Source organism: Streptomyces sp., assembly GCF_050698815.1.
GTDB lineage: Bacteria > Actinomycetota > Actinomycetes > Streptomycetales > Streptomycetaceae > Streptomyces.
Map to the genome: position 1 here is coordinate 1 of NZ_JBOHCV010000125.1, position 5,001 is coordinate 5,001.

6 protein-coding genes and 1 pseudogene are annotated in these 5,001 nt (G+C 67.8%); all 7 read right to left on the reverse strand.

Features of this window, described 5'->3' with window-relative positions:
• Positions 1 to 678: pseudogene (locus ACRDP3_RS04955) on the reverse strand (F0F1 ATP synthase subunit alpha); the annotation flags it as partial.
• 121 nt (positions 679 to 799) lie between these two features.
• Positions 800 to 1,615, reverse strand: a complete 816-nt coding sequence (locus tag ACRDP3_RS04960) for a F0F1 ATP synthase subunit delta (RefSeq protein ID WP_431515576.1) — start codon at positions 1,613 to 1,615, stop codon at positions 800 to 802.
• The gene (locus ACRDP3_RS04965; RefSeq protein WP_431515577.1) at positions 1,612 to 2,154 is read right to left on the reverse strand and encodes a F0F1 ATP synthase subunit B; all 543 of its coding nucleotides are present in this window, start codon (positions 2,152 to 2,154) and stop codon (positions 1,612 to 1,614) included. Before ACRDP3_RS04965 ends, ACRDP3_RS04960 begins: the two co-directional genes overlap by 4 nt.
• A 41-nt stretch (positions 2,155 to 2,195) precedes the next feature.
• Positions 2,196 to 2,432, reverse strand: coding sequence for an ATP synthase F0 subunit C (gene atpE / locus ACRDP3_RS04970; protein ID WP_431515578.1), 237 nt, complete (start codon positions 2,430 to 2,432; stop codon positions 2,196 to 2,198).
• An 80-nt stretch (positions 2,433 to 2,512) separates the two neighbouring features.
• Entirely contained in the window at positions 2,513 to 3,346 is an 834-nt protein-coding gene (gene atpB, locus ACRDP3_RS04975) for a F0F1 ATP synthase subunit A (RefSeq protein ID WP_431515579.1), read from the reverse strand.
• A 228-nt stretch (positions 3,347 to 3,574) separates the two neighbouring features.
• Entirely contained in the window at positions 3,575 to 4,027 is a 453-nt protein-coding gene (locus ACRDP3_RS04980) for a hypothetical protein (RefSeq protein WP_431515580.1), read from the reverse strand.
• A gap of 160 nt (positions 4,028 to 4,187) precedes the next feature.
• Positions 4,188 to 5,001, reverse strand: an 814-nt coding sequence (locus ACRDP3_RS04985) for an MraY family glycosyltransferase (protein WP_431515581.1), incomplete at its 5' end; no start/stop codon positions are given.

The following is a 5,001-nucleotide window of genomic DNA, read 5'->3' on the forward strand; positions in this document are numbered from 1 at the left end:
CTCCTCCAGGGCGCCGCGTACGGACGCGATGGTGGAGCCCTTCTGGCCGATGGCGACGTAGACGCAGCGGACCTGCTTGTCCGGGTCGCCGCTGCGCCAGTTGTCGCGCTGGTTGATGATCGTGTCGACGCATAGCGCGGTCTTGCCGGTCTGCCGGTCGCCGATGATCAGCTGACGCTGGCCGCGGCCGATCGGGGTCATGGTGTCGACGGCCTTGTAGCCGGTCGCCATCGGCTCGTGCACCGACTTGCGGTCCATGACCGAGGGGGCCTGCAGCTCGAGGGCGCGGCGGCCCTCGGACTCGATCTCGCCGAGCCCGTCCACGGGGGCACCCAGCGGGTCCACGACGCGGCCGAGATAGCCGTCGCCGACCGGAACCGACAGAACCTCGCCGGTGCGCCGCACCGGCTGGCCCTCCTCGATGCCGCTGAACTCACCGAGGACAACCGCGCCGACCTCGCGCTCCTCAAGGTTGAGGGCGAGGCCGAGGGTGCCGTCCTCGAACTTCAGCAGCTCGTTCGCCATGGCCGAGGGAAGACCCTCGACCTTCGCGATGCCGTCTCCGGCAACGCTGACCGTCCCGACCTCTTCGCGCGAGGCCGCGTCCGGCTCGTACGACTGGACGAAATTCTCCAGTGCGTCCCGGATCTCCTCCGGCCGGATCGTGAGCTCCGCCATCTGGGTTCCCTGCTCTCCTTGTTGGGACCGTATCGATCTTCTACGGCCCAACTCGGGCCGCTAAGTGATGCTGTTGAGTTGGTGTGTGCGCACTGCCGCGGCCGCACCGCGGCCGGAACCGTCAGCCGGCCATCCGCCGCTCCGCCTCACCGAGGCGGTCCGCGATGGAGCCGTTGATGACCTCGTCCCCGACGCGCACCGTGATGCCGCCCAGGACCTCGGGGTCCACGTCGAGATTCAGGTGCATCCGGCGCCCGTAAAGGGTCGCCAGCGCCGAACCGAGACGCTCCCGCTGCCGGTCGCTCAGCGGCACCGCGGAGGTGACGATCGCCACCGACCGGTCCCGCCGCTCCGCCGCCAGGGTGGAGAGGGCCTGCAGTCCACCCTCCAGGCTACGTCCCCGCGGCACACTCACCAGACGCGTGACCAGCCGCTCCGTGGCAGGCCGAGCCTTGCCGCCGAGCAGGGTGTGCAGCAGCCGCACCTTCGCCTCGACGGCGGCCGTGGGGCTGGCGAGTGCGGCCCGCAGGTCGGGCGCGGAGGAGACGGTACGGGAGAACCGGAACAGCTCGTCCTCGGTCTCCTCCAGCGAGCCGTCCCGCTCGGCGGCGACGAGGTCGGCGGAGTCCGCCAGCTCCTCGGTCGCGTCGACCAGGTCACGCGAGGCCGACCAGCGGGAACGCACCATGCCGGAGATCAGGTCGACGGTGGTGCCGCCGACCTGGCCGCCCAGCACGGTCCCGACCAGCTCGGCCTTGCGCTCGCCACTGCGCGACGGGTCGGTGAGGACCCGGCGCAGCGACTTCTCGCGGTCGAGCAGTACGGTCACGGCGGCCAGCTCGTCGGCGAGCGCCACGGCGTCGACCGACGTCGAGTCGGTCAGCGCCGTCAGGCTCTCACGGGCGGCGGCCAGTGCCTCACGGCTCGCGCCGTTCATCGGGCGGCCTCGGCCTTCTCCTCGAGGTCCTCGAGGAAGCGGTCGATCGTACGGCTCTGCCGGGCGTGGTCCTCGAGGGACTCCCCGACCAGCTTGCCGGCCAGGTCGGTGGCGAGCTTGCCCACGTCCTGGCGCAGCGCCTGCGCCGCCTGCTTGCGGTCGGCCACGATCTGCGCATGCCCGGCCTGCACGATCTCCTCGCGCTGCCGCTGGCCTTCCGCGCGCATCTCAGCGATGAGCGTGGCGCCCTGCTCCTGCGCTTCGGAACGCATCCGCGCGGCCTCGTGCCGGGCCTCGGCGAGCTGGTCCTTGTACTGCTTGAGGACCTCTGCGGCTTCTTCCTTGGCCGCGTCAGCCTGCTCGATACCGCCTTCGATGGCCTCACGGCGCTGCTCCAGAACCTTGTTGATGTTCGGGAGGAGCTTCTTCCAGAGGAAGAAGAAGACGATGGCGAAAGCGATCAGGCCGATGACGAGCTCTGGGATCGGCGGCAGGAGCGGATTCTGCTTCTCGGCCGCCATCTGTACCAGGGCGATCACATCAGTGCCTTTCGACGAGTGAGTCGGTCAGTGAGTGACGATCACGGACCGTAGACGAACGGCATGACGATGCCGATCAGGGCGAGCGCCTCACAGAAGGCGAAGCCGAGGATCTGGTTCTGACGGATCAGACCAGCGGCTTCGGGCTGACGGGCGAGCGCCTGGGTGCCGTTACCGAAGACGATGCCGACGCCGATGCCCGGGCCGATCGCGGCGAGGCCGTAGCCGATCGAGCCGAGGGAGCCGCTGACGGCAGCGAGGTTCTGGAGAGCGGACATGCCGTTTCTTCCTTCTGTCTAACGGACCGGTGGGGGTTGGCCACCGGACAACCAGGTGGTCGTTGTTCGGGCAGGGGTTCTCAGTGGCTCTCGGCGAGCGCACCTTGGATGTAGCTGCTCGCCAGGAGAACGAAGACGTACGCCTGGACAGCCTGGATGAACAGCTCGAAGGCCGTCATCGCAATGGTCATCACGAACGAGACGCCCGCGAAGGCGATCCCGATGCCGCTCAGCATGTACCAGGTGGCGACCGTGAACATGACGATCAGCAGGTGACCGGCGAACATGTTGGCGAAGAGCCGAACCGCGTGGGTGAAGGGCCGCACCAGCAGGTTCGAGAAGAACTCGATCGTCATGCTCATCGGCAGCACCGCGCCGAGCGACTTGTCGTACCCGGTGAAGTTCTTGAAGGCGCCGACGAAACCGTGACGCTTGAAGGTCAGTGAGACCCACGTGATGTAGACGATCAGCGCCAGACCCATCGGGTACGAGATGATCGACGTCACCGGGAACTGGGCGAGCGGGATGACCGACCAGAGATTCATCACCCAGACGAAGAAGAACAGGGCGACCATCAAGGGGACGTACTTCTCGCCCTCCTTCTTGCCGATCGTCTCGTAGACCACGCCGCGACGGATGAAGTCGTATCCGGCTTCACCGATCATCTGCAGCTTGCCCGGCACCACCTTGGGCTTGCCGAACGCGGCCTGGAAGAACCACAGGATCGCGATGGTGCCCAACAGCGCGAGCAGCATGGACTTGTTGACGTCGTACCCGCCGACCGTGAAGAGCGGTTTGAATACGAAGGAGTGCAAGCCGGGCGAAACGGTACTGAAGCCACACCCCTCGAAGAGGTGGCAATCGGTCTCGAAGGCGAGCATCTGGTCAGCACTCACCGCGAGCTCCTTCGGCATGGCGCATGGATACGGCTACCTCGATGTGTCGGCGCGGCACGCGGCCACGGAGCGGCACTGGACTGGTCTGACGAATGTGGGAGCGGCAGCTGAACAGCGAGCGGGGCCACCCGCTCCGTCTCGGGGGACGGGCGAGCTCGGCCGCCTGCGCCTGCTGCACCGCAGTTGGCAAGGGACGATAGCAGTTGTCCGAACGGTTGCTTATCCCGGCCCTACGTGTGCCGCGGGTCACGAATTGGCCCCTGTCGCGGCGACCTTGTTCGTGTCACCACCGGCGGCGGCAGAGGGTTCGGGTTCCACATAAAGGATCTTGGCCTTCGTGTGCGCACGGGCCTGAGCGGCGACCCACAGCAGCGCGGCACCCAGCAACGAGAACGCGAACGCCTTGGTGTTGAAGAGCGACGTGTCCTTGAACGTGATCAGGACCACGGCGAGCAGCAGGATCTGCGTCGTGTAGAGCAGCAGGCCCATCGCCTGGAAAAGGTGCGGAAGGGACCTGGCGGTGCGCTGCAGCACGACGAGGCCGATCCCCATGAAAAGGATCACCACCACCGCGCCGGCTGCCGCGCCGACGGCGCCCTTGCCGCCGGCGAGCACACCGCTCACCACCGCGGCCACGACACCTGCGAGGGCGGTCGGGACGGCGCACTGCACCAGCATGCGGGCGTCGTTCGACGGCATGGAAAAGCTCCGGAAGATCGGGGGCGTCTGTCGTCAGGGACAACCGTGTCCCCGGCGTGAGGGGTACGAGCCTCGCGCCGAGAACCGTCGCTCTACGGTTCTTCGGCCCCATCGCCGGGTTTCGTGAACGGTATCACAAACTATTTGATCAGGTCTTTACCTACTTCGTGTGCTGCCCGTCACACGCAGGGCGTGAACTGTGTGCGCCCTGTTGACGGTTGGTGCTGATCGCCGTAGCGCCGTGGAGCCCGGCAAAGGCCGGGTCAAGGTGCTGCTCGGACTCCATCGCCTCCGCCGCCTCGCCGGACTCCCCTGCGTCCGCGGCGAGTTGGACCGGGTCCCCCTGGAGGAGCGGTTCCGGCAACTCCTCCTGACCGCTCCGGTACCGGGGCGGTACGAGCGCCTCCGCCCAGCCCGGGATCCGCGGCGTGAACCGCGGCAGCAGCAGTACGACGAGCCCGACCGCGCACAGCAGCACGATGAGGAGCACGATCGCCAGGCTGGAGGACTGCACCGAGAAGGCGACCGCGCCGAAGGCGATCAGGGCCGACCAGAAGTACATGATCAGCACCGCGCGGCTGTGCGAGTGCCCGATCTCCAGCAGCCGGTGGTGCAGGTGCAGCTTGTCCGGCGAGAACGGCGAGCGCCCGGCCTTGACCCGGCGGACCACGGCCATCACCAGGTCGACCAGCGGAATGGCCAGCACCACCAGCGGCAGCAGGAACGGCAGGTACATCGGCAGCGTGTCGGCCGGCGAGTTCGCGAACGTCTGCGAGTCGGCCGTGCTCGACGCGGTCACCGCGGACGCGGCCAGGGTCAGCCCGATCAGCATCGAGCCCGAGTCACCCATGAAGATCCGGGCCGGCGAGAAGTTGTGCGGCAGGAAGCCGAGGCAGGCGCCGGCCAGCACGGCGGTGAGCAGCGAGGGCGCGAACGCGACGTCGCCGTACCCCTCCCGGGCCAGGTGGTAGGAG

Coding starts and splice junctions, on each gene's coding strand:
- ACRDP3_RS04980 (WP_431515580.1), bottom strand. CDS start 4,027: ATGCCGTCGAACGACGCCCGCATGCTGGTGCAGTGCGCCGTCCCGACC.
- ACRDP3_RS04960 (WP_431515576.1), bottom strand. CDS start 1,615: ATGAACGGCGCGAGCCGTGAGGCACTGGCCGCCGCCCGTGAGAGCCTG.
- atpB (WP_431515579.1), bottom strand. CDS start 3,346: ATGCCGAAGGAGCTCGCGGTGAGTGCTGACCAGATGCTCGCCTTCGAG.
- atpE (WP_431515578.1), bottom strand. CDS start 2,432: ATGTCCGCTCTCCAGAACCTCGCTGCCGTCAGCGGCTCCCTCGGCTCG.